Source organism: Cupriavidus sp. PET2-C1, from assembly GCF_054515855.1.
On sequence record NZ_JBTNRJ010000003.1, the window covers coordinates 105,852 to 124,552 of the forward strand.

Genomic DNA, 18,701 nt, shown 5'->3' on the forward strand with positions numbered 1-18,701 from the left:
CACGTTCGCGTCGTTCGCATCATGGTGCGGCAATGGTGCCCATGATCTGCCGCACCAGCGCGTCAGACAGTTCCGCCCGGCGCAGTTCGTACACCGGCGTGAAGAACACGCGGTGGCCGAGCGCCGAAGGCAACACGGCATGGATGTCTTCGGGCACGAGGTGCGTGCGGCCCGCCATCCATGCCACCACGCGCGCGGCCCGCATCAGGGCGCTCATGCCGCGCGGGCTGGCGCCCGCAAGAATCAGGCGCTCCATGTCGACGCCGTCCAGGCGTATGCCGAAACGCTGCGGCGTCTCGCTGGCCTCCCACAGTTGCAGCACATAGCGCTCGATGGTCTCGCTGGCTTGTATGCCACGCTGGATGATCGCGGCAATCTCGTTGAGTTGCGCCCAAGGCAGCACATCCGGCGCGACCTGCTCCAGCAAGGACTCGGTATCGTGGTAGACCGGTTCGAAGACCAGCGCGCGGCGCACGGCGGGATCGGCGGGCGTGGCAATGTTCAGCTCGAACATGAAGCGGTCGCGGGCGGCCGAGGCCAGCTCGAAGGTCTCCTCCTTCTCGACCTTGTTGCGGTCGGCGAACACCGTCATATGGGGGAAGCGGTACTCGCGGTTGAAGGCCGACACCGACCGCTCCGCCATCGCCCGCAGCAGCAGCGACTGGACCTGCGGCCGGGCGCGGTTGATCTCATTGAAGAAGAACGTGGTAAGCCTTTCGCCGTGGCGCAGGAGCGGGCCGGGGTCGATGCGCGGCTTGCTCTGCGCGTCCACGTAACTGTGATACACCAGGTCGCCAGGCATCAGGTCAACGGTCCCTTCCACGCGCTCGAATTCGCCGCCGATGGCGCGGGCAAAGGCACGCAGCACCGTGGTTTTGCCCACGCCGACGTCGCCCTCCAGCAGCACGTGGCCGCGCGCGAACAGCGCAACGTTGATCAGGCGGATGACCTGTGGCTGGCCGCGCACCGCCTTGGCCACCTCGCGCTCCACGCGCCGGGCGCTGTCCCGCCAGTCCTGGAGCTTCTCGTCTGCTGTCATTGGGTCCTCTGGATGCAACGCGGCCTGGAACGACGCCGGCTGGTCAGCGGACTTCAGCACAAGCCATGCCAGGAGCGTGGCGGAACTTGGGTGCCGGTTGACGCGACGCGATTGAACGGAAGAAATGCGGTACGCAGGGGGCCAAACGAGTTGGAACAGGTGGAGCACTTTGTTGCAGCGTGCAGCAAGTTGTGTCGGAGCGGGTTGTCGGCTTTTACGGGAGGACATCGGTGCATGACCAGGCTGGTCTCGCCGCATCGAAGACGTCAACCGCCTTGTCTACTCAGTCATATACCGTCATATACGGCCATATACGGGCCATATACGGTCAGCGATGAGCGGATCGAACTTGTCGCGTGCCGCTTCCACTACTGAACCCAAGACGCTAGAGCAAGCCGTGTTGCCGCGCGTAGCGATGCATCTCCAGCGTATTGCCAAGCCCCATCTTCTTGCGCAGCATGGTCTGATAATTGGCCACGGTCTTGATGCTAAGGAATAGCTGGCCGGCAATCTCATCCACCTGCTTCCCCTTTGCCAGCAACCGGAACACATCGAACTCCCGCGGCGACAAGCCAAGGTGAGGCACCTCTTCCTGTTGCCCGCCGATGTGCCCCAGGGCCTGCCTGACATCGTCCGACAGGGGCCGCTCCCCTCGCATGACCCGCCGCACGGCATCGACCAGGTCCTCGGGCGGGCTGCTCTTGGTCAGGTAGCCGCGCGCACCGGCCTTCAGCGCCTGCGCCACCAGCGCGGGGCTGTCGTGCATGCTGAACACCAGCACGCGCAAGCCGGGCAGGCGGCTGCCCAGCCTTTGCAGGGTTTCCAGCCCGCCACGGCCCGGCATCGACAGGTCGAGGATCAGCACCTCGGCTTCGTGCTGCGTCAGCCAGCCGTAGGCGACGTCGGTGTCGCCGAACTCTGCCACGACTTCGATGCCGGCTTCCAGTTCCAGCAAACGCCGATAGCCGGTGCGCACCACGGCGTGGTCGTCCGCGAGCGCTACCCGGATGGATGCCATCACCATGTCGCCATGCCTTCAGGCCTCCTGCGCCCAGTCGTCGTGATTCGCCAGTTCCGCCGGCCCGCCTGCGCCAGCCAGGCAGAAGCGCGCCGCAAGCCGCAGGCCGGGCCGATCGGCGCCGGGTGCCGACTCGCTGATCTCGATCTCCGCGCCATGCGCCCATACGCGCTCGCGCAGGCCGTCAAGTCCGTGGCCCTGGCGCGCCGATGGCGAGGCGGCAGCCATGCCGACGCCGTCGTCTTCCACCGACCAATCCACCGTGCCCGCGCCGTCGGCCCGCAACGACACCGTTGCCTGGCTCGCCCACGCGTGGCGCACGACGTTGGTCAGCGCCTCCTGCGTCATCCGATAGAGCGACAGGGCTAGTTCGTCCGGCAAGCCGGCGCCACCCAGGTCCAGCCGCAACGCAAAGGCAGTGTGCCCGCCCGCCTGCCCACGCCAGCCCTCCACCAGCTCGCCCAGCATGCGCGCCAGCGGCACCGGTCCGCCGCCCGGCTGCAAGCCGTGCGGGCGCAGCCCGCGCAGCAGGTCGCGCACGTCCAGGTGGATGCGCTCGCAGTGCTTGGCCAGATCCTGCGCCACCGCGTTCAAGGCCGAGTCGGCGCGCGTCTTGCGCGCCATGTAGGCCGTGTCGGCACGCATCGCGGTCAGCACCTGCCCGAACTCGTCGTGCAATTCCCGGGCCAGCCGCGCGCGTTCCTGCTCCTGCAGGGTCAACACACGCAGGCTGAGCGCACGGCGCGTCGCCTGCGTGTGCGCAAGCGCGCCGGCCAGGTGGTTCAGCGCCCGTGCTATCGCATCCAGCTCGCGCGTCGGCATGGCGGGCAGGCGGTGCGCGTAGTCGCTGCGCTCATAACGCGAGATCGCATGGAGGATGTCGCGCAGCGGCGCCAGCGCGCGCCGCACCACCCAGCAGATGCCGCCCAGCATCATGGCGCTGAACAGGCATAGCAGCGCCAGCACACCGACGATGTCGCCGAAGGCTTCGCGCTGCTCGCTGAGCGGGTTCCATACAAGGCTGGCCTGCCAGTCGCTGCCATCGCCGCGCGCGATGCGCCAGGTCTGGGCCGGTGCGGCGGCGCCTTGCCAGCGGGCCTGGACCCAGCGCAAGGCCTGGAACGGCGCCGGCACGGCCTCGTCCTGCGCCGGGGCCACCAGCACGCGGCCTTCGCCATCCTTGAGCAGCAGTTGCAGGTGACGCAGCTCCCCCGAGGCGTTGATGCGCTGCAGGGCATCCAGGCGTGCGCCGGCGCCGCCCTGCCCGCCACCCTGCAGCGCCGCCAGGTGCGCCACCAGCTCGGCGGTGCGCAGCGCACCGATGCCCTCGTGCCGCACATTGCGCTGCGCTTGCCAGAGTGCCGCCAGCAGGGCACAGCACAAGCCGAGTAGGGTCACCCACGCGGCGCGGCGCATCAGCAGGCTTGACATCTCCATGGCTCCCGTCTCCTTGCATTCCCTGTCTTGCCCATGCCTCGCTCTCAATCAAATCGGGATTTTTTCCCGGCTATGGAGGTATGGGACCTGCTTGAGCAGGAGCGGATGCCCAGATAACAATATGAGGAGACCCACCATGCCCCTTGCCCCAAGACCACCACGCCGCCCACGCCACCCGCGAAAGAATCCGGGCTTGCGCCGCACCACGCTGGCACGCGCGGTCGTCCGGCTATGCTTCCCGCTTGCGGCCGGTGCGGCATCAGCCCAGGCGGACCATGCCGCTTCAGCGAATTTCGTGCCTGCTGCGCCGGCGGTGGCGGCGGTGGCGGCGAGCACCGCGCCGCGCGATGCAATGCCGTTTCCGGTACAAACTGTCACCTCGGGGCCCACCAGCAATGCAGGCAATACCGGCAATACCGGCACGATCGGGGATGGCGCCATGCTGCCCGAAGTCCAGATCGTGGCCGCCGCGCCGCTGCCCGGCATCGGCGTGGACCGCGACCTGGTGCCGTACACCGTGCAGACGGCTAGCGGCGACGACCTGAACGGCAAACGTACCGGCACCCTCGCCGAATATCTGGCACGCTACTTCACCGGCGTCAACGTCAACGACATCCAGGGCAGCCCCTTCCAGTCCGACCTCACCTACCGCGGCTTTCGCGCCTCGCCCATCCCCGGCGCGTCCCAAGGCCTGTCAATCTACCTGGACGGGATCCGCGTCAACGAACCTTTTGGCGACGTGGTCAGCTGGGACATGATCCCCGAGGCCGCGCTCGAGAGCGTCTCGCTGGTCTCCAGCGCCAACCCAGCCTACGGCCTGAACACGCTTGGCGGCGCGCTCGCCATGACCACCCGCTCCGGTCTGAGTTCGCCCGGTTTCACGGCCGACCTGTCCTACGGCAGCGGCAACCGCAAGCGCGCCGACCTGTCGGGCGGCATCCGCAGCGACAGTGGCTGGCACGCCTTTGCCGCCGGCACCCTGTTCCAGGAACAGGGCTGGCGCGATCATTCCGAGGGCCGGCTCGGCAACCTGTTCGTCAAGGCCGGGCATGCCAGCGACACCACCAGCTGGGACGTGTCCCTGCTGCACGGGCGCAGCACCCTGATCGGCAACGGCCTGGTGCCGAGCTACCGCGCGAGCGGCAGTGTCCTGCTGCCCGGCCTGTACGAAAACAACCGCGCCGCCGCATACACCTACCCGGACAAGACCCGCAACCAAGTCACCCAGGTAGCCCTCAACGGCCGCCACTGGATCGACGACAAGACCAGCGCCGCCATGCTCGCCTACGTGCGCACCAGCCGCCGTGACACCACCAACGGCGACATCAACCCCGATTACGACGCTTACACGGAAGACTGCGAAGACGGCTTCAACGCCGACGGCAGCCCGCGCAAGTCCCGCTGCGGCTTCACCCGGGCCGAAGGCGCCGCGCTGGACCCGGCCGTGCTCAACACCACGCATATGTGGCAGCAATCCATCGGCGTGGCGCTCAGCGCCGCCAAGGAAACCGAGCACCACCTGCTCAACGCCGGGCTGACCTTCGACCGCAGCCGCCTGACCTACTCACAGTACGAGCAGCTCGCCACCTTCACCGACGACCGCGGCGTGATCGCAGACCCGAATGCACCGAACAAACTGTTCTCCGGCGTCAGTGGCACCTCGCGCGCGATTGGCCTGTACCTGTCCGATACCTGGTCCCTCACGCCCAGCACCTTCCTCACCGCCTCGGCCAGGTGGAACCACGTCACCGTGAGCAATACGCTGCGCAACAGCGACGGCAGCGAGCAGCCGCAGGAGAGCTTCACCTACCGCCGGCTCAACCCCGCGCTTGGCCTGACGCAAAAGCTGGGCGGCGGGGTCTCGGTGTTCGGCGGCTACGCCCAGAACAACCGGGTGCCCACGGTGCTGGAGCTGGGTTGCGCCGATCCGGCCCAGCCCTGCCGCCTGCCCGCCGGCCTGCAGGCCGACCCTTACCTCAAGCAGGTGGTGTCGCATTCCTACGAGGCGGGTGCGCGCTGGCGCCCGTCGAAGGACACCGAGATGTCCGGCACGTTCTACCGCATCGACAACCACGACGACATCCTGTTCCTGCGCGCCCCCAACACGCAGCAAGGCTACTTCGCCAACTTCGACCGGACCCGCAACCAGGGCTTCGACCTCTCCGCGCGGCAGCGCCTGGGCGACTTCACGCTGCGCCTGGGCTACAGCTATCTGCAGGCCACCTACCAGGCCAACGGGCAGCTCGCGGTGGGAGAGCGCACCATCGACGTCAAGCCGGGCATGCGCCGGGCCGGCGTGCCGCGGCACACCATCAAGCTGGGCGTGGACTGGCAGGCGCTGGCCGGCCTGACCCTGGGCGCCGACCTGGTTGGCGTGTCCAGCAGCCCCACAAACGGCAATGAAGACGGCCTGCGCGCCGACCCGCAGCCCGGCAAGGCGCCCAAGTACGCGGACTGGAGCACGCCCGGGTACGCGACGGTGAACCTGCGGGCGTCCTACCGCGTGAACAAGCATTTCGAGATCTACGCGCGCGTGGCCAACCTGTTGGACCGCCGTTACGAGACCTACGGCCAGATCTCCAACGACCTGTTTCCCAACGGCAACCTGCTGCGCCCGCACGTGACGCCGGAGGACAACGCCAGCGCGCTGTTCGTCGCGCCCGGCGCACCGCGCAGCGCCTGGGTCGGATTTGTGTACCGGATGTAGGCAGGCAGCCTGTTGCACATCTGGCCCGCGCTGTGGCAATGGCGTGACACTTTGCCCGCTCCCGCGAGCACTTACCGAGAGCCTCAGGCGGAGCGTTATGCGATGCTGCGAAGCAGCATGATGCCCACCTGGCCTGCTAGACGGAGCCAGGCAAGAGGCTGCACGGCAATTGGCTTCGCCCAACGGTCGGCGGCGGCGGCCGGGCATGCTTGTTGCGACACCGATGCCGACGGCAAGCAAGCTTCGCCGTTACCTTTGCATGGACTATGTTGTACTTGCCTACCCCATCCTGGAAGGAGCCGCCAATGACCTGGACCACGCCCGCATACATCGATATGCGGTTCGGATTCGAGATCACCATGTACATTGCCAACCGCTGACTGGGCGGACGGCTGGAATCCGGGAAAGCCCGCCGGCCGGCGGGCTTTTTCCTTGGCCCTGACTGGACAAACACCAGGCCATGACGACACTTCGGGTACTGGGATCGGCTGCCGGCGGCGGCTTTCCCCAATGGAACTGCAACTGCTTCAACTGCGACGGCCTGCGTCGCGGCACTATTGCCGCCACCGCACGTACGCAATCCTCGATCGCGCTATCCGAGGACGGCGTGCAATGGTTGCTGGTCAACGCCTCGCCCGACATCCTTGCGCAGATCCGCGCTACCCCGGCGCTACAGCCGGCCCGCGCGGCGCGCGACACCGGGATCGCCGCCGTCTTGCTGATGGACGCGCAGATCGACCATGTCACTGGCCTGCTGATGCTGCGCGAGCACCGTAGCGCGCTGCCGGTCTACGCCACGGCCCCGGTGCTGAAGGACCTGAGCGAAGGCTTTCCGTTGTCCCGCATCCTGTCCCATTACTGCACCCTGGAAACCCATCCGCTGCCCCTGGACGCAAGCCCCTTCACCGTGCCGCCGCTCGCGGGGCTCACCTTGCACGCCATCGCGCTGGACAGCAAGCCGCCGCCCTACTCCCCCAACCGCGCCGCGCCGCAGCATGGCGACAATATCGGCCTGCGTATCGTCTGCACCGGCGGCAAGCGCGTGTTCTACGCGCCCGGGCTAGGCAGCATCGAGCCGCATGTGCGCGCGGAGCTGGCCCAGGCCGACGTCATCCTGGTCGATGGCACCTTCTGGACCGACGATGAAATGCGGCGGCTCGGCCTGTCGTCCAAGCTGGCCCGCGATATGGGCCACCTGGCGCAGTCCGGCCCGCACGGCATGATTGCCGCGCTGGACGAAGCGCCAGCGGCACGCAAGATCCTGATTCATATCAACAACACCAACCCGATCCTGGTGGAAGACTCGCAGCCGCGCCGCGAACTGGCCGCGCACGGGATCGAGGTGGCCTATGACGGCATGGAGATCGCCCTGTGATGCCCGTACCACACCCCCAACCCGTCCCGCCAGCGATTCCCGACGCCGAGCGCTCGGCCTTCGAAGCGCGGCTACGCGCTCTGGAATCGCGCTACCACATCCATCACCCCTTCAACCGGCGCATGGCAAGTGGGCAATGCTCACGCGAACAGATCCAGGGCTGGGTAGCCAACCGCTTCTACTACCAGATCAATATCCCGCTCAAGGATGCCGCCATCCTCTCGAATTGCCCCGAGCGCGAAACGCGGCGCGAGTGGGTGATCCGCATTCTCGACCACGACGGCACCGCCACCGAGCCCGGCGGCATCGAAGCCTGGAGCCGCCTCGGCGAAGCCGTGGGGCTGACGCGCGAGGCACTGTGGTCCCAGCAGATGGTGCTGCCCGGGGTGCGCTTCGCGGTGGACGCTTACGTCAACTTCGCGCGGCGTGCGCCGTGGCAGGAAGCGGTGTTCTCGTCGCTCACCGAGATGTTCGCCCCCGCCATCCACAAGGAACGGCTGGCCGGCTGGCCGGAGCATTACCCGTGGATCGACGCGGAGGGACTCAGCTATTTCCGTTCGCGCATCCCGCTGGCGCAGCGCGATGTCGACCATGGCCTGCGCGTCACGCTAGACTATTTCCGCACGCCGGCCGAACAGCAGCGCGCCACGGAAATCCTGCAGTTCAAGCTCGACATCCTGTGGTCGATGCTGGACGCCATCGAAAAGGCGTATCCCGTATGAACGCCCCTGCCAAGCCCGACACCGTCGCCACGCCGCGGCTGGACCCGCTCTACCGCCTGCAGTGGGAAGAGGCCCAGAAAGCCTGGGTGCTGCTCTATCCTGAAGGCATGGTCAAGCTGAACGACAGCGCGGCCGCCATCCTGCAGCGCTGCGACGGCGCCCATACGCTCGACATGCTGATCGACGAACTCCAGACGTCCTTCGGCGTGCAGGGCATTGCCACCGAGGTACACACCTTTGTCAAACATGCCTGCGAACGCGGCTGGCTCGCCTGAGCCGGCCCGGCCTGCCGCCACGGTGGGTCCGCCTCTGTGGTTGCTGGCGGAGCTGACCTACCGCTGCCCGCTGCACTGCGCCTTTTGCTACAACCCGGTCGACTACGTGCGCCATGGCCAGGAACTGGACACGGCGCAGTGGCACCGGGTACTGGAGGAAGCGCGCGCGCTCGGCGCCGCCCAGCTTGGTTTTTCCGGCGGCGAGCCGCTGGTGCGCGACGACCTCGAAGACCTGGTGGGCCATGCCCGGCAACTGGGCTTCTACACCAACCTGATCACCTCCGGCGTGGGCCTGACCGACGCGCGCCTGCGCGCGCTGCGCGTGGCCGGGCTCGACCATGTCCAGCTCTCGTTCCAGGACTCCACGCGGGAGATGAACGACTTCCTGTCGAGCACCCGCACCTTCGACCTGAAGCAACGGGTGGCGAAGCTGATCAAGGCGCACGGCTACCCGATGGTGCTCAACTGCGTGCTGCACCGGCACAACCTGGCCCATGTCGGCACCATCATCGAGATGGCGCTGGAGATGGGCGCCGAATACCTGGAGCTGGCCAATACGCAGTTCTACGGCTGGGCCTGGGAGAACAGGCTGGCGCTGATGCCGACCGAGGAGCAGCTGCGCGAGGCCGAGTCGGTGGTGGAGTCCTACCGGGCCAGGATCGGCAAGCGCTGCCGCATCCTGTTCGTGGTGCCGGACTATTTCGAGCAGCGGCCCAAGAAATGCATGAATGGCTGGGGCTCGGTGTTTCTCGGGATTGCACCTGACGGCGCCGCCCTGCCCTGCCACGCCGCGCGCATGCTGCCCGGCCTCGTCCTGCCGAACGTGCGCACGCAATCGCTGCGCGATATCTGGTACCACAGCGATGCCTTCCAGCGCTTTCGCGGCACGGCATGGATGCCCGAGCCGTGCCGCTCATGTGACGAAAAGGAGATCGATCTCGGCGGCTGCCGTTGCCAGGCCTGGCTGCTGACCGGCGATGCCAACCGAACAGATCCCGTTTGCGACAAGTCGCCGGATCATGCCACCGTGCGCAACGTAGTCATGCATGGGCGCCTCGCCGCCCAAAGCGGGCCGCCAGCAGCGCCGCACGAAGTGCCGCTGGTCTTTCGCGCCGACGCGGCATCGCGCCGCTTCAGCGGGCCGGACCGCTAGCGCGCGCGGCCCGCGCCACGCCGCGCTGCGGATCGTAGCCCAGCAGCGCGAGCGTGAAGAACACTGCCGCGCCGCCCGCCACCACCGCCAGGCTGGTCCACTGCGCCTGGCCGTACAGCGCGAAGCGGATGGCCTCGACCGCGTGCGTGAACGGATTGAAGCGCGCCAGCTGGTACACGATAGTGGCGCCGGATTCCTCCAGCTTCCAGAGCGGGTATAGTGCCGAGCTGATAAAGAACATCGGGAAGATCACGAAATTCATGGTGCCGGCAAAGTTCTCCAGCTGGCGCACATGCACCGACAGCAGCAGGCCGATCGCGCCCAGCATCAGCGCTGCCAGCGCCATCACCGCGAACGCCCCCGGCAGATCCTGCCACGCGAACGTCACGCCGAAGCATATCGCCACCAGCAGGAAAGCCGCCATCTGCAGCAAGGACAGCAGCGTGCCGCCCAACAGCTTGCAGGCCAGCAGCCAGCCGCGCGGCAACGGCGCCGTAAGCAGCAGCCGCATCACGCCCATCTCGCGGTCGTACACCATCGCCAGCGAGGACTGCATGCCGTTGAACAGCGAGATCATGGCGATCAACCCGGGCGCCATGTAGACCTTGTATTCGATATAGGTATCGTAAGGCGGGATGATGGCTACCCCGAAGACGTTCTGGAAGCCGGCGGCAAACACCAGGAACCACAGCAAGGGCCGCACCAGCGACGAGAACAGCCGGCCCGGCTGGCGGAAGAACTTGCAAATTTCCCGGCCGGCCACCGCTCGCAGCGCGCGCATTCCATGCATGACGGGATGGGTCATCGTGTCTCCCTGCGCACGCTCAGCGTGTCATGCGGCACGCTGAGTCGGGGGCATCCGCGCCGAGCGTGTCGAGATTGTTCTTAGGATGCAGGAAGCCCTCCACCGGCGCCGTGGCAATCACGCCGTCGGGGTGGGACAGAAACAGCGGCTGGCGTAACTGGCCATCCCAAGGGCGGAAGCCCAGGCGCGGCCCCTTGAAGCCGTCGACCACCACCTCGCCGGAGACCAGCGCCTCACGCTGTCTGGCGAAGCCGGCTTTCGGAAAGCGCGCCACCGATGCCGCCACCGCCTTCACGGCAGCCCATGCGGCCCAGTCGAAGCTGGTCATGGGCCGGCCGGCTGCCTTGCTGAAACGCCGGTTGAGCTGCGGCCCACCGTTGCGCTCCCAGGCCCAGTGCCAGGCTTGTGCGGTCAGGCCATTGGCGCCGGCCACCGGGCGCGGCAGCTGGGTGGCATAAGGCAGCGAGCGCGCAAACTCGCCATCGCTGTCCGCAACCACGACGGCATCGTAGTCAACCCCGGTGGTCAACAGGTTCACGTTGGACAGATCGCGCTCGCGCGGATCGTTCGACAGCTTGAAGGGACGTTGCGCAGCCCAGCCAATCCCGAAGCGCTTGGCCGATTGCAGGAAAGCGCTCTGCTGCTCCCGGTCGGCCGGCAGCGGCCCGTACAGCAGCAGAGCCTTGCGCCATTTGCGCGCGGCCAGGTATTGCATCAGTGCGTCCGTGCGCATGCGCAGACTTGGCAAGGTATGCAGCAGGTTGGGCGCGCAGCCGGTGCCGCGCAAGCTGTCGTCGGCGGCGGATATGTTGAACAGCAGCGCGTCCCCCGGTTTGACCGCCTTTGCGGCCACGGCGACGGCAGGCGCCGGCAGGTCCAGCACGACATACCTCACATTCCGGCGGACCAGCCCACTCACGGCAGCGGCGACTTCGGTTTCGCCGCGGACTTCAACCGGTTCCAGCACCAGTGTCGCGCCAACCGCATCGAGCGCGAAGCGCGACTCGGCGACGGCCACCTTGGCACCATCCAGCGAACGCCCTTCGGGATGCCCCGGATAGCGCTTCTCCAGTTGCCGGCTGTCGTAGCGCGGATCGTCGGCAAGCGACACCACGGCGATGCGCACTTCCTGCGCGGCCGCGGCCCACGACAATAACAGGGATGCCAGCGGCAACACCCGCCGGCGCCAGGATAGGGACGCGTTTACCCGCATGACGTCTGCCGCCTTCAATCGTCGATCACCACGGAATGCGGCACCCGCCCGACCTGGATGGCGGTGACCGCCCTGTTGCGAGCCGTGTCGACCACGCTGACATCGTCAGACAAGCCGTTGGTGACATAGAGCAGGCTGTTGTCGCGGTTCAGCCCCAGCCCCCAGGCACGCTTGCCGACCAGGATGTAGTCCGTCACGTGCTTGCCGGCGGCATCCACCACCGCCACGTGGTTGGCGCGGCCAAGCCCTACATAGGCGCGCTTGCCGTCGCTGGACAGGGTCATGCCGACCGGGGTGATGTCGTCGGCGCGAAAGCCCTTGGGCTCGAACTGGATGGTATGCGCCACCGTCAGGTCGTCGGTGCGGATCACGCTGACGCTGGCGCCGAGTTCGTTGCTTACCCACAATTCCTTGCCATCCGGTGTCAGGATGAAGCGGCGGGGCCGGTTTCCGACCTGGATGTTCTTGACCACCTTGCGCGCCGCGACATCGATGACATGGACCATGTTCGCCACTTCGGAGGCGACATAGACGCGCTTGCCGTCCGCACTGGCCTTGACGCCTTCCGGCTCTTCGCCGACCCTGACCTCGAACAGCTTCTTGCCGGACGCCACGTCGAAGGCCGACAGCAAGGCGTCTTCCTCGTTTGACACATAGAGGGACTTGCCGTCGGGGCTAAGGTCGAACATTTCCGGATCCTCGCCCACGCGCAGCGCGCCGACCGTCTTGCGGCTGGCCACGTCGATCACGTCGATACGGTGGTCGTCGCTGCAGGCGACGTACAGGCGGGTACGATCCGGCGAGAACTGCAGGTGGCGCGGCCGCTTGCACTGTGCCAGGGTGCCAGTCACCTGGCGAGTGTCCGCCCGGATCACGGTAAGGCTGCCGTCCTTCTCGTTCGAGACGAAGAGTTGGCCGGTGCCCGCGCTCCAGCACGGCCCTGGCGCCAGGCAAAGCCCGGCCAGCAACATCGCCCGCAAGCGGGCTGGCACCGCATGGCGGTTCGTCATTTCCGCGCCTCCTGTTCAGGTGTCCCGGTGAGGGACAGGAATGCCGATTCCAGGCTGCCGCCGCCTGCCGCGCGCAGCAGATCCGCCGGTGTGCCGTCGAAGCGCACTAGTCCACGATGCAGCACCACGACGCGGTCGCTCGCCTCGACTTCCTGCACCAGATGCGTCGCCCATAGCACGCCCACCCGGCTTTGCGTCGCCAGACGCCGCGCCTCGGTGACGATCTGCATGCGCGAGGCCGGGTCGAGGCCCACCGTGGCTTCGTCCATCAGCAGCAGGCCGGGCTGGTGGAGCAGCGCGCGCACCAACTCCACCTTGCGCCGGTTGCCCCCCGACAGCTCACGCACCAGGGTACCGCGCCGCGCCGCCAGGCCCAGGTGGTCGAGCAGCGGCGCCATCCGGGCGGCCGATTCCCGGCGCGGCAGGCCGTGCAGATCGGCATGGAACCGCAGGTTGGCCTCGACCGACAGATCGAGATCGATGGCCGGTTGCTGGAACACGATGCCGATGTGGGCCAGTGCATGGACCGGCGCCTCACGCATATCGGCGCCCATCACTTCCACTTGGCCCGCGTCCTGGACGAAAAGCCCCGCGAGGATCTGGAACAGCGTGGTCTTGCCCGCGCCGTTGGGACCCAGCAAGGCGACAAACTCGCCGCGCCGCACCCGCAGCGACACGCCGTCGAGGGCTGCCCGAGCGCCAAACCGCTTGCGCACGCCTTCGCAGGCCAGCGCGTCGGCAAATAATGCCGCTTCCGGGGCACGCGTCATGACGAGGTCTCCTGCTTGATCCCGAGGCCAAGGCGTTCGGCAAATTCACGCTCCTTGACCCAGGCATGCTCCAGGTAGGCCTGGTACCGCGCCGTGTTCAGGTAGGTAAGCTCCTGGTCGTATTTGGCAAGCTCGACGATATGACGGGGCTGGAACATCGCGTGATGAAACGCATCGTGCAGGCGTGTGACGATGCGCGGGTCGGTCCCATGCGGCACGCCGATGCCATACGGCGAGTTGTAAACGGCATCCGGATAGCCGAGCTCCTTCACGGTCGGGACGTCGGGCCAGTGCGCCGAACGCGCCTCGCTGAACACCGCCAGCAAGCGCAGTTGCCCAGACGCCACGAAGGGCGCGAAGCCGGTGGAATTGACGCCGGCCATCAGCGAATGGTTGGCCACCGCCAGCATCTGGTCGGCGGTGCCGCGATACGGCACATGCACATAGGAGATGCCGTTACGCGAGAGGACGTCTTCCATGCCGAGGTGCGCCGTGGTACCTATCCCCGTGGAACCCACCGTCAGTTCGCCCGGATGTGCGCGGCCCCACTCAAGCAGGTCGCCCAGGCTGCGCAGTGGGCTGTCGGCCGGGACCAGGATGCCGAAGGTGACGCCCGAGATCATCAGCACCGGCTGGATATCGCGCAATGGCTGCCAACTGGTCTTCTGCTGGTGCGGCAGGCGGTAAAGCGTCAACGGCAACTGGCCGATAACGTAGCCGTTCGGCTTTGCCGCAGCCAGCGCGGGGCCCACCAAGGTGCCGCCCACGCCGGGCTTGTTCTCGACCACGATCGGCTGGCCAAGCGCCGGGCTGGCCAGTTCGGCGAGGATCCGCATCGTGATGTCGGTCGCGCCGCCTGCCGGCCAGGGGACGATCAGCGTGATCGGCCGTGACGGATACCTGTCGGCCATGCTGCCCGTGCTGGCCGGGACCCGGCCCGCCATGCCGGCAAGCAGCGGCGCGGCAAGCGCACCCAGTCCGGCGCGCAGGAACCTGCGACGCTCGCTTGCGTGCTTCCCATGCATTCGATTCACCCGATTCATCATGGCTTGGCGCCGCGAAAGCGCAAAGTCTCGGTTTGCGCCGGACGCGCGAAGTCCTGCGCCTGGTTCTGCGCCTGGTTCTGCGCCTGGTCCGGCGTCACTCCCGGCACCTCGCTCTTGAGCAGCAGGACCTGGCCGGGCACGCGGTCGGACAGCACGAAGGTGTAGCGCTTGCCGACCAGGTTTTCGAAGCGGGCGTGGTTGGGATCGTCCAGGTAGGGCTGGATCACGATCTGCCGCGCCGGCACCGGCTTGCCATCCAGCTCGGCCGTCACCGGGGTGATGGCCGGGCCCTGCGCCAGCGCGAGCCGGATCCGCTTCTGGAAATAGCGCGGCTGGCCGCCGGTCAACTGGCGCATTTCGGCGATGTCCTTCTCCAGGAAATAGAGGATGACCGGATTGCCCCGCAGCGGCGCTTCGACCGCGAACGGCATGGTGCCGGCCGCATCGCTGACGACCGCGCTCACGCCCTTGCCGCCGCGCGACAACCTGACGTGCACCTCCTCGCTGCCTGCCGGCGCCAGGCTGCCGCCCTTGTCGAAGCGGTAGACGAGATCGGCCGGCACCCGTACCGTCTTCAGGTGGTCGGCCATGAACAGCAACCGCTCCGCCGGCTTGATGGGATCGTCGGCGGCGCCGGCAGGCGCCGCCACGGCACCCGTGATGGCGCACAGCAGCGCAGCGACGACACGCTGCCTAACGCCGGTTGGGGGACGGGCCCGCGACCGGATTGCCTTTGTCGTCCACCAGGGGAATCCGGTAGCTGGCGAGAATCGCATTGATCTTTTCCTGGTTGCCGGCAATCCAGCGATCCACTTCATCTTTCCACGCCTTCTCGCCAAAGCGCACGCCCATGGCGATCTCGTAATCGAACTTGAGTTGCGGGTCGGGCCGGAACGGCACCATCACCCATTCGCCGGCGCCGGCATGCTGGCGGGCCAGGTAGCCGGCGATGGGTCCCCACAGGATAGCGATGTCGATCTTGTCGGCCAGCAGATCGCGCTCGACCACGCCACCCGGCACCTCGTCGGGATCACCACTCTGCTGCTGGTAGACCACGGCCTGCTCGAACAGCTTGTTGCGCAGCAGCCAGTCCACCGACGGCGCGCGCGAGAAGATGCCGAAGCGCAGCTTGCCCAGCGTTTCAGGCGACAGCTTCAACAGGTCCTCCGGCGTGGCTACCTCGCGCAGCGCATCGCGCTGGCGGAACACCAGCGCATAGGTCGAATGCATATACGGCCGCGTGGTGGCCGTCAGCTCATAGTCCTTGGGCACGCCAACGATCAAGTCACATTTCCAGTTGCCGGTATCGGGATCCTTCGCCCGCAGCGTATTGCGCACGAAGCCCATGCGCTGCGGGAAGAAGGTGTAGGCCACCTCCCGGCCGAGATCGTGGGCCATGGCCTGTGCGATCTTGTTCTCGTAGCCTTCGCCGCGCTGGTTCGACGACGGCAGGCTGTTCGGGTCGGCACAGACCCGCAACAGCCTGTCCGCCGGCGGTGCCTGCGCCGCGCCTGGTGGCGCCGCCAACGCTCCAGCCAGCACCGTTGCCATCAGCGTCAGTCCCCGATTGCGCATCCGTCGACTCCTGTTTGCCGTTATCCGGCGCGCCGGCCCGGTCATCATTTGTCAGCCGGATAGACATGGCCAGGCTTGATCTTGCCATCGGAGCGGCCCTTGAGATAGGCATACAGGTTCTGCCAGTTCTTCTGCATCATCTCGGAGCCCCCGAAATTCGGCATGCCCTTGTCGATCCGGCCTTCCATCATCAGCGTGTGGAAATCGTCCATCGACAACTTCTTCAGCGACTCCACCAGCGAGGGACCGACCATGCCCTCTTGCTGCGCGCCGTGGCAACGCTCGCACGCCATGGCGCGCCAGGTCTTCCAGCCCTGCAGGGTATTGGTGTCCACCTTGTTGCCTTCACTTACCTTATAGGGCGCCGCGGATTGCGCCGCGTCGCTCTTGCTTTGCGCGTCGCACACGGTACAGGCCAGCAGGGCAAAAATCACCATTGAGGAACGGAACATCTCTTCAACTCCTTGTAGGGGCGCTTGGCAGGCGGCCGCGCCGGGCCGCCGCTTCGCTTATTGCAGACTGCGTATCGTGGGGGTGAGGAAGACCGGCATCAGGTGGTAGGCAGCGCGAAGACAAACAGCGTGCCGCCGAGATCGGTGTACTTCGCCAGATCCTTGTAGCCGCCTACCGCGCCCAGACCTTCGTTCGCCTTCTCCAGCCCTGCCGCCATGCCAATACCGGCCCATCCGCCGATGCCCGAATAGACGCCGACATATTGCTTGCCCTCGAACTGATACGTGAAGACGTTGCCGATGATGCCGGAGGGGGTCTTGAACTTCCACAGCTCCTTCCCGTCCTTGATATTGACGGCCTTCACATAGCCCTCAAGCGTGCCGTAGAAGGCAATATCGCCCGCCGTCGCCAGCGCGCCCGACCAGACCGAGAAGCGCTCCGGCTTGGACCACAGGATCTTGCCGGCGGCGGCATCCCAGGCAATGAAATTGCCCATGCCGCCATGGCTCTTCGGCGTCGCGTACATCGACAGGGTCGCCCCTACATAGGGCTGGCCCGCGGTGTACTCGACCTGGAAGGGTTCATAGTCCATGCAGACGTGGTTGGTCGGCACCAGGAAAATGCCCGACTTGCGATCGTAGCTCATCGGCTGCTGGTCCTTGGTGCCGAGCGCCGACGGGCAGATGCCCTTGACGTCGACATCCGGGCCCGTGGTGGCGGGCGAGTACTTGGCGTTGACGATGGGGCGCCCGCTCTTCATGTCGATCTTGGATGCCCAGTTGATGGTCGGGTCGTATTTCTCCGCCACCAGCAATTCGCCGGTCTCGCGGTTGAGCGTGTAGCCGAAACCGTTGCGGTCCAGGTGCACCAGCGTGGGTACCTTCTTGCCCTTGATGTCCAGGTCGGCCAGCACGTTCTCGTTGACGCCGTCGTAGTCCCACTCGTCGTGCGGCGTCATCTGGTAGACCCACTTGGCCTTGCCGGTATCCAGGTCCCGCGCGAACAGCGTCATCGACCACTTGTTGTCGCCCGGACGCTGCGCCGGATTCCACGTGCCCGGGTTGCCGCTGCCGTAGTAGACCAGGTTCAGCTTGGGATCGTAGGCATACCAGCCCCAGGTGGTGCCGCCGCCCAGCTTCCACTGGTCGCCCTTCCAGGTCTTGACCGAGGAGTCCTTGCCGACCGGCGCCATCTTGCCGTCGGTCCAGGTCATGGTGGTTGCCGGATCGAACAGCAGCTCGTTGTCGGGGCCTGTGCTAAAAGCGGTCCAGATCTTCTTGCCCGTCTTCAGGTCATAGGCGAGCAGGCGGCCGCGCACGCCGAATTCGCCGCCGGAGATGCCGGTGATGACTTTGTCCTTGAAGACGTGCGGGGCGTTGGTATTGGTCTCACCGACCTTGGGATCGCCGTTCTTGACGGTCCACATGACCTTGCCGGTCTTCGCATCGAGCGCCACCAGGGTGGTGTCGGCCTGCTGCAGCAGGATCTTGCCATCGCCGTAGGCCAGGCCGCGGTTGACGGTGTCGCAGCACATCACCGGCACCACGTTGTTTTCCTGCTTGGGCTCGTACTTCCACTTGAAGGACTGGTCCTTCAGGTTGATCGCGATCACCTTGTTCGGAAACGGCGAGTGGATGAACATCGTATCGCCGATCACCAGCGGCGAGCCTTCGTGGCCTCGCAGCACGCCGGTGGACACCGTCCACGCAACCTGCAGGTTTTTCACGTTGCCGGCGTTGACCTGCTTGAGCTCGCTGTAGCGATGGTTGGCATAGTCGCCAGCCTGTGCTGCCCAATTGGCCGGATTGGCCACCAGCTTGTCCAGCTCGGCATCCGCGCGTGCGGTAAATGACGCGGTGGCTGTGGCAAGCATCGCCATCCCCACCATCATGGTCCGGAATTTCATGTCTCCTCCGTCTTTCTTTACGTGACAAAGTCTGGATCCCGCTTCCTGCGCGCCGCCTCCGGCTCCTCAACTAAAACTGATTGCGCGGGTTGCGAACCTGGCAGCCGTCGGAAAGGTGCCGCGCAGGCTTCTGCACGATCCATGCCCGAGCCGCGCAGTCGCCGCTTGCAAGGCGAGTGTGCGGTTGGTCTTGAGCG

The 18,701-nt window shown here is 66.5% G+C and carries 18 protein-coding genes; 6 read left to right on the forward strand and 12 right to left on the reverse strand.

Annotation, left to right across the window (positions count from 1 at the left end; all coding sequences use genetic code 11):
- Nucleotides 1–19: 19 nt before the first annotated feature.
- The 3 genes from ACX12D_RS34165 to ACX12D_RS34175 form a co-directional block, all read right to left on the reverse strand.
- Nucleotides 20–1,039, reverse strand: coding sequence for an AAA family ATPase (locus tag ACX12D_RS34165; protein WP_459377089.1), 1,020 nt, complete (start codon nucleotides 1,037–1,039; stop codon nucleotides 20–22).
- A gap of 385 nt (nucleotides 1,040–1,424) precedes the next feature.
- Nucleotides 1,425–2,063: a response regulator gene (locus ACX12D_RS34170; protein WP_459377090.1), complete on the reverse strand. Its 639-nt coding sequence runs from the start codon at nucleotides 2,061–2,063 to the stop codon at nucleotides 1,425–1,427.
- 12 nt (nucleotides 2,064–2,075) lie between these two features.
- Nucleotides 2,076–3,494, reverse strand: a complete 1,419-nt coding sequence (locus ACX12D_RS34175) for a histidine kinase (RefSeq protein WP_459377091.1) — start codon at nucleotides 3,492–3,494, stop codon at nucleotides 2,076–2,078.
- Between the two features lie 136 nt (nucleotides 3,495–3,630).
- On the opposite strand from ACX12D_RS34175, the gene ACX12D_RS34180 reads away from it, so the two are divergent.
- From ACX12D_RS34180 to pqqE, 6 genes are all read left to right on the forward strand, one after another.
- Nucleotides 3,631–6,201: a TonB-dependent receptor gene (locus ACX12D_RS34180; protein ID WP_459377092.1), complete on the forward strand. Its 2,571-nt coding sequence runs from the start codon at nucleotides 3,631–3,633 to the stop codon at nucleotides 6,199–6,201.
- A gap of 305 nt (nucleotides 6,202–6,506) precedes the next feature.
- Nucleotides 6,507–6,581, forward strand: a complete 75-nt coding sequence (gene pqqA / locus ACX12D_RS34185; protein WP_459377401.1) for a pyrroloquinoline quinone precursor peptide PqqA — start codon at nucleotides 6,507–6,509, stop codon at nucleotides 6,579–6,581.
- An 80-nt stretch (nucleotides 6,582–6,661) separates the two neighbouring features.
- The gene (pqqB, locus tag ACX12D_RS34190) at nucleotides 6,662–7,576 is read left to right on the forward strand and encodes a pyrroloquinoline quinone biosynthesis protein PqqB (RefSeq protein WP_459377094.1); all 915 of its coding nucleotides are present in this window, start codon (nucleotides 6,662–6,664) and stop codon (nucleotides 7,574–7,576) included.
- Nucleotides 7,576–8,298 carry a pyrroloquinoline-quinone synthase PqqC gene (pqqC, locus tag ACX12D_RS34195; RefSeq protein ID WP_459377095.1) on the forward strand — a complete coding sequence of 241 codons (723 nt, stop codon included), beginning with the start codon at nucleotides 7,576–7,578 and terminating at the stop codon, nucleotides 8,296–8,298. The genes pqqB and pqqC overlap by 1 nt, the downstream gene beginning before the upstream one ends.
- A complete protein-coding gene (gene pqqD, locus ACX12D_RS34200; RefSeq protein ID WP_459377096.1) occupies nucleotides 8,295–8,573 on the forward strand; it encodes a pyrroloquinoline quinone biosynthesis peptide chaperone PqqD in 279 nt (92 codons plus the stop codon). Before pqqC ends, pqqD begins: the two co-directional genes overlap by 4 nt.
- Entirely contained in the window at nucleotides 8,545–9,726 is a 1,182-nt protein-coding gene (gene pqqE / locus ACX12D_RS34205; RefSeq protein WP_459377097.1) for a pyrroloquinoline quinone biosynthesis protein PqqE, read from the forward strand. Before pqqD ends, pqqE begins: the two co-directional genes overlap by 29 nt.
- Here the strand turns inward: pqqE and ACX12D_RS34210 are convergent.
- The 9 genes from ACX12D_RS34210 to ACX12D_RS34250 form a co-directional block, all read right to left on the reverse strand.
- Nucleotides 9,707–10,531, reverse strand: a complete 825-nt coding sequence (locus ACX12D_RS34210; protein WP_459377098.1) for an ABC transporter permease — start codon at nucleotides 10,529–10,531, stop codon at nucleotides 9,707–9,709. The genes pqqE and ACX12D_RS34210 overlap by 20 nt on opposite strands.
- 19 nt (nucleotides 10,532–10,550) lie before the next feature.
- Nucleotides 10,551–11,744: an ABC transporter substrate-binding protein gene (locus ACX12D_RS34215; protein ID WP_459377099.1), complete on the reverse strand. Its 1,194-nt coding sequence runs from the start codon at nucleotides 11,742–11,744 to the stop codon at nucleotides 10,551–10,553.
- 14 nt (nucleotides 11,745–11,758) lie between these two features.
- Nucleotides 11,759–12,715 carry a PQQ-dependent catabolism-associated beta-propeller protein gene (locus ACX12D_RS34220; protein ID WP_459377402.1) on the reverse strand — a complete coding sequence of 319 codons (957 nt, stop codon included), beginning with the start codon at nucleotides 12,713–12,715 and terminating at the stop codon, nucleotides 11,759–11,761.
- Between the two features lie 35 nt (nucleotides 12,716–12,750).
- Nucleotides 12,751–13,524: an ABC transporter ATP-binding protein gene (locus ACX12D_RS34225; RefSeq protein ID WP_459377100.1), complete on the reverse strand. Its 774-nt coding sequence runs from the start codon at nucleotides 13,522–13,524 to the stop codon at nucleotides 12,751–12,753.
- On the reverse strand, nucleotides 13,521–14,549 hold the full coding sequence (locus ACX12D_RS34230) for a tripartite tricarboxylate transporter substrate binding protein (RefSeq protein ID WP_459377101.1): 1,029 nt from the start codon (nucleotides 14,547–14,549) through the stop codon (nucleotides 13,521–13,523). Before ACX12D_RS34230 ends, ACX12D_RS34225 begins: the two co-directional genes overlap by 4 nt.
- 17 nt (nucleotides 14,550–14,566) lie before the next feature.
- On the reverse strand, nucleotides 14,567–15,346 hold the full coding sequence (locus ACX12D_RS34235; RefSeq protein ID WP_459377102.1) for a hypothetical protein: 780 nt from the start codon (nucleotides 15,344–15,346) through the stop codon (nucleotides 14,567–14,569).
- Nucleotides 15,264–16,145 (reverse strand): substrate-binding domain-containing protein, encoded by an 882-nt coding sequence (locus tag ACX12D_RS34240; protein ID WP_459377103.1) that lies wholly within the window; start codon nucleotides 16,143–16,145, stop codon nucleotides 15,264–15,266. The genes ACX12D_RS34235 and ACX12D_RS34240 overlap by 83 nt, the downstream gene beginning before the upstream one ends.
- Before the next feature lie 44 nt (nucleotides 16,146–16,189).
- Nucleotides 16,190–16,597, reverse strand: a complete 408-nt coding sequence (locus ACX12D_RS34245) for a c-type cytochrome (RefSeq protein WP_459377104.1) — start codon at nucleotides 16,595–16,597, stop codon at nucleotides 16,190–16,192.
- A gap of 98 nt (nucleotides 16,598–16,695) precedes the next feature.
- The gene (locus ACX12D_RS34250; RefSeq protein WP_459377105.1) at nucleotides 16,696–18,504 is read right to left on the reverse strand and encodes a methanol/ethanol family PQQ-dependent dehydrogenase; all 1,809 of its coding nucleotides are present in this window, start codon (nucleotides 18,502–18,504) and stop codon (nucleotides 16,696–16,698) included.
- Nucleotides 18,505–18,701 lie beyond the last annotated feature (197 nt).

Coding starts and splice junctions, on each gene's coding strand:
- ACX12D_RS34225 (WP_459377100.1), bottom strand. CDS start 13,524: ATGACGCGTGCCCCGGAAGCGGCATTATTTGCCGACGCGCTGGCCTGC.
- ACX12D_RS34245 (WP_459377104.1), bottom strand. CDS start 16,597: ATGTTCCGTTCCTCAATGGTGATTTTTGCCCTGCTGGCCTGTACCGTG.
- ACX12D_RS34235 (WP_459377102.1), bottom strand. CDS start 15,346: ATGCGATTCTCGCCAGCTACCGGATTCCCCTGGTGGACGACAAAGGCA.
- ACX12D_RS34220 (WP_459377402.1), bottom strand. CDS start 12,715: ATGTTGCTGGCCGGGCTTTGCCTGGCGCCAGGGCCGTGCTGGAGCGCG.
- ACX12D_RS34250 (WP_459377105.1), bottom strand. CDS start 18,504: ATGAAATTCCGGACCATGATGGTGGGGATGGCGATGCTTGCCACAGCC.
- pqqB (WP_459377094.1), top strand. CDS start 6,662: ATGACGACACTTCGGGTACTGGGATCGGCTGCCGGCGGCGGCTTTCCC.
- pqqD (WP_459377096.1), top strand. CDS start 8,295: ATGAACGCCCCTGCCAAGCCCGACACCGTCGCCACGCCGCGGCTGGAC.
- ACX12D_RS34230 (WP_459377101.1), bottom strand. CDS start 14,549: ATGCATGGGAAGCACGCAAGCGAGCGTCGCAGGTTCCTGCGCGCCGGA.
- pqqC (WP_459377095.1), top strand. CDS start 7,576: ATGCCCGTACCACACCCCCAACCCGTCCCGCCAGCGATTCCCGACGCC.
- ACX12D_RS34170 (WP_459377090.1), bottom strand. CDS start 2,063: ATGGTGATGGCATCCATCCGGGTAGCGCTCGCGGACGACCACGCCGTG.
- pqqE (WP_459377097.1), top strand. CDS start 8,545: ATGCCTGCGAACGCGGCTGGCTCGCCTGAGCCGGCCCGGCCTGCCGCC.
- ACX12D_RS34215 (WP_459377099.1), bottom strand. CDS start 11,744: ATGCGGGTAAACGCGTCCCTATCCTGGCGCCGGCGGGTGTTGCCGCTG.
- ACX12D_RS34175 (WP_459377091.1), bottom strand. CDS start 3,494: ATGGAGATGTCAAGCCTGCTGATGCGCCGCGCCGCGTGGGTGACCCTA.
- ACX12D_RS34180 (WP_459377092.1), top strand. CDS start 3,631: ATGCCCCTTGCCCCAAGACCACCACGCCGCCCACGCCACCCGCGAAAG.
- ACX12D_RS34240 (WP_459377103.1), bottom strand. CDS start 16,145: ATGCGCAATCGGGGACTGACGCTGATGGCAACGGTGCTGGCTGGAGCG.
- ACX12D_RS34165 (WP_459377089.1), bottom strand. CDS start 1,039: ATGACAGCAGACGAGAAGCTCCAGGACTGGCGGGACAGCGCCCGGCGC.
- ACX12D_RS34210 (WP_459377098.1), bottom strand. CDS start 10,531: ATGACCCATCCCGTCATGCATGGAATGCGCGCGCTGCGAGCGGTGGCC.